The 4,447-nt window shown below is 64.1% G+C and carries 3 protein-coding genes; all 3 read left to right on the top strand.

Annotation, left to right across the window (positions count from 1 at the left end; genetic code table 11):
• On the top strand, nt 1–1,095 hold the full coding sequence (gcvT, locus tag AC2FF8_RS20485) for a glycine cleavage system aminomethyltransferase GcvT (RefSeq protein ID WP_496880595.1): 1,095 nt from the start codon (nt 1–3) through the stop codon (nt 1,093–1,095).
• 17 nt (nt 1,096–1,112) lie between these two features.
• The gene (gene gcvH, locus AC2FF8_RS20480; protein WP_170345522.1) at nt 1,113–1,478 is read left to right on the top strand and encodes a glycine cleavage system protein GcvH; all 366 of its coding nucleotides are present in this window, start codon (nt 1,113–1,115) and stop codon (nt 1,476–1,478) included.
• 114 nt (nt 1,479–1,592) lie between these two features.
• Nucleotides 1,593–4,447: aminomethyl-transferring glycine dehydrogenase (gcvP, locus tag AC2FF8_RS20475; protein WP_480686142.1), on the top strand; the 2,855-nt coding region annotated here is incomplete at its 3' end.

Raw genomic sequence — 4,447 nt, 5'->3', positions numbered from 1 at the left:
ATGACCACACCGAAGCGCACGCCTTTGTATGACCTTCACGTCGCACTTGGCGGCAAGATGGTTGATTTTGCTGGGTGGGAGATGCCTGTTCAGTATCCTTTGGGGATCATGGGCGAGCATAAGCAGTGCCGAGAGAAGGCGGCGTTGTTTGATGTGAGCCATATGGGTCAGGTTATTCTGCGCGGCGAGAATGTGGGTGAGAAGCTGGAAGCTTTGTGCCCGCAGGCCTATGCGACGCTGAAGGAGGGTAAGGCGCGCTACGGGTTCTTTACCAATGCCGAAGGCGGGATCATGGACGATCTGATCGTGTCGAATGCGGGGGATCACTACTTCGTGGTGGTGAACGCGGCGCTGCGCCATCAGGACATTCCGCATATGCGTGAGCACCTTGAAGGCGTCGACGTGACCGAGATCTTCGACCGCGCGCTGGTGGCGGTTCAGGGCCCTGCGGCGGAAAACGTGGTGGGCGCGCTCTGCCCCGCGGCCCGCGAGTTGAAGTTCATGGAAACCACCCTGGCCGATATCAACGGCGTCGAATGCCGCATCTCGCGGCTGGGCTATACCGGCGAGGACGGGTACGAGATCTCGATCCCCGAGGACAAGGCGATCGAGATCACACGGGCCTTCCTGGCGCATGAGGATTGCGAAGCGGCGGGTCTGGGCGCGCGCGACAGCCTGCGGCTCGAGGCGGGGCTGTGCCTGTATGGCAATGACATCGACCAGAGCACCTCACCGGTCGAGGCCTCGTTGGCTTGGGCGATGCAGAAGCGGCGCAAGGAAGAAGGTGGTTTCCCGGGTGCGGAGCGTATCCAGCGCGAACTGGCCGAAGGCGCATCGCGCAAGCTGGTGGGCATCAAGCCCGACGGCCGCGCGCCGGCGCGTCAGGGCGTGGAAGTGCAATGCCTTGAGGGCAACAGGATCGGTCAGATCACCTCGGGCAGCTTTGGCCCGACGGTCGGAGGCCCGATCGCGATGGGCTATGTGTCCGCAGGCCATGGCGCGCCGGGCGAGAAGGTGAACCTGATCATCCGGGGCAAGGCACAACCGGCGCAGATCGTGGCGCTGCCCTTCGTCAAACAGAATTACAAGCGTTGAAGTCAGGAGAGAGAGACATGGCAACCTATTATTCCGAAGAGCATGAATGGCTGACCGTTGAGGGCGATACCGCCACGCTGGGCATCACCAAGCACGCGGCTGAACAGCTGGGTGAAGTGGTCTTCGTCGAGCAGCAGGAAGTGGGCGACGAGTTCGAGAAAGACGGCGAGATCGGCGTGATCGAATCCGTCAAGGCCGCGTCCGAGCTTTATGCTCCGGTCGATGGCGAGATCGTCGAAGTGAACGAGGCGCTGGCCGACAACCCCGGCGCGCTGAACGAAGACCCCGAAGGCGAAGCTTGGATCTACAAGGTCAAGATTGCGGACGCATCGCAGCTTGAGGACCTGATGGACGAGGCCGGATACAAAGCCTTCATCGGCTAACCCAAACCCGAAGCCCCGCCTTTGGGGCTCCACCGCTTCATCTTTTTCCAAATACTCCCGCCGGAGGCTCCCGTAGTCTCCGCCGGCCCTGACCTATCCGTGAGGAGCGCTGCAATGGCCTTCAAACTGACCGACTACGAAGCCTATGACTTCGCCAACCGCCGCCACATTGGCCCGTCGCCCACCGAGATGCGCGACATGCTCAAGGTGATCGGCTTCAAGACGCTGGACGAGCTGATCGACGCCACCGTCCCCCCGGCGATCCGGCAGAAACAGCCGCTGGACTGGGGTCCGGCGATGACGGAACGCGATGCCCTGTTCCATATGAAACAGGTGGCGGGCAAGAACAAGGTTCTGACCTCGCTGATCGGTCAGGGCTATTACGGCACCACCACGCCTGCGCCGATTCTGCGCAACATCCTGGAAAACCCGGCCTGGTACACCGCCTACACGCCCTATCAGCCCGAGATCAGCCAGGGCCGGCTCGAGGCGCTCTTGAACTTCCAGACCATGGTCAGCGACCTGACCGGGCTGGACGTGGCCAACGCGTCCCTGCTGGACGAGGCGACCGCGGCGGCCGAGGCGATGGCGATGGCCAAACGCGGCGGCCGGTCCAAGGCCAACAACGCGGCCTTCTTCGTGGACCGCAACTGCCACCCGCAGACCATCGCGGTGATCAAGACCCGGGCCGAGCCTCTGGGCATCGACGTGCAGGTCGCCGACCCGGATCAGCTGGACGCGGGCGCGGTATTCGGCGCGATCTTCCAGTATCCGGGCACCTATGGCCATGTGCGCGACTTCACCGCCGAAATCGCGGCGCTGCATGAACACAAAGCCATCGCCATCGTCGCCGCCGACATCCTGTCGCTGGCGCTGCTGAAGTCACCGGGCGAGATGGGCGCGGATATCGCCATCGGCTCGACCCAGCGCTTTGGCGTGCCGATGGGCTATGGCGGGCCCCATGCTGCCTATATGGCGACCACCGACAAGCTGAAGCGGTCGATGCCGGGCCGGATCATCGGTGTGTCCATCGACAGCCGCGGCAACAAGGCCTACCGCCTGTCGTTGCAGACCCGCGAGCAGCATATCCGCCGCGAGAAGGCGAACTCGAACGTCTGCACCGCGCAGGCGCTGCTGGCGGTGATTGCCTCGATGTATGCGGTCTATCACGGCCCCGACGGCATCAAGGCCATCGCGCAATCGGTGCACCGCAAGACCTCGCGCCTGGCCGCCGGCCTGGAAGAGGCGGGCTTCTCGGTCGAACCCGAGGTGTTCTTCGACACCATCACGGTCGAGGTCGGCCACCTGCAGAAGACGGTGATGGAGGCCGCCGTGGCGCGCGGCGTCAACCTGCGCAAGGTGGGCGAGACCCGCGTCGGCATCAGCCTGGACGAGCAGACCCGCCCCGAGACCATCGAGGCCGTCTGGGGCGCCTTCGGCATCGACCGCAAGGATGACAGCTCGAACAAGCAGTACCGCCTGCCCGATTATGCGCTGCGCGAAAGCGAATATCTGACCCACCCGATCTTCCACAAGAACCGGGCCGAGGCCGAGATCACCCGCTATATGCGCCGTCTGGCCGACCGCGACCTGGCGCTGGACCGGGCGATGATCCCGCTGGGGTCCTGCACCATGAAGCTGAACGCCACGATCGAGATGATCCCGGTCACCTGGCCCGAGTTCAGCAACCTGCACCCGTTCTGCCCGGAAGATCAGGCGCAGGGCTATCACGAGATGATCGCCGATCTGAACGACAAGCTGTGCCAGATCACCGGTTATGACGCGATCTCCCAGCAGCCCAACTCGGGCGCGCAGGGGGAATATGCGGGCCTCTTGACCATCCGCAACTATCACTTCGCCCGTGGGCAGGGTCAGCGCAATGTCTGCCTGATCCCGACCTCGGCGCATGGCACCAACCCGGCCTCGGCGCAGATGGTGGGCTGGCAGGTCGTGCCGGTGCAGGCGGATGAGAACGGCAATATCGATGTCGCCGACTTCCGCGCCAAGGCGGAAAAGCACTCCGATCATCTGGCCGCCTGCATGATCACCTACCCGTCCACCCATGGCGTGTTCGAGACCACCGTGCAGGAGGTCTGCCAGATCACCCATGACCACGGCGGTCAGGTCTATATCGACGGCGCCAACATGAACGCCATGGTCGGCCTGTCGCGCCCCGGTGACATCGGCGGAGATGTCAGCCACCTGAACCTGCACAAGACCTTCTGCATCCCGCATGGCGGCGGCGGCCCCGGCATGGGCCCGATCGGCGTCAAGGCGCATCTGACCGAGCACCTGCCCGGCCACCCGGAATACGGCACCGCCGTGGGCCCGGTCTCGGCGGCGCCCTTCGGCTCGCCCTCGATCCTGCCCGTGTCCTGGGCCTATGTGCTGCTGATGGGTGGCGCGGGGCTGACGCAGGCCACAAAAGTGGCGATCCTGAACGCCAACTACATCGCGGCGCGGCTCAAGGATGCCTATCCGATCCTTTATACCTCGGAAACGGGCCGGGTGGCGCATGAATGCATCCTCGACACCCGTCCGCTGGACGCCGAGGCGCATGTCACCGTGGATGACATCGCCAAGCGCCTGGTCGATTCAGGCTTCCACGCGCCGACGATGAGCTGGCCGGTGGCCGGCACCCTGATGGTGGAGCCCACGGAATCGGAACCCATGGCCGAACTGGACCGTTTCTGCGACGCCATGCTGTCGATCCGCGCGGAAGCGCAGGACATCATCGACGGCAAGATCGATGCGGACAACAACCCGCTGAAAAACGCCCCACACACGGTGCGCGATCTGGTCGGCGACTGGGACCGCCCCTACACCCGCGAACAGGCCTGCTTCCCGCCGGGTTCCATGGGCGTCGACAAATACTGGTCCCCCGTCAACCGCGTCGACAACGCATACGGCGACCGAAACCTCGTCTGCACATGCCCCCCAATGGACGCATACCAAGACGCCGCGGAATA

It is taken from the genome of Ruegeria sp. YTSA144 (assembly GCF_059610125.1).
Note: the sequence above shows the minus strand (reverse complement) of the source record. Positions and strands in the feature narration are given on the sequence as shown.

Coding starts and splice junctions, on each gene's coding strand:
- gcvT (WP_496880595.1), top strand. CDS start 1: ATGACCACACCGAAGCGCACGCCTTTGTATGACCTTCACGTCGCACTT.
- gcvH (WP_170345522.1), top strand. CDS start 1,113: ATGGCAACCTATTATTCCGAAGAGCATGAATGGCTGACCGTTGAGGGC.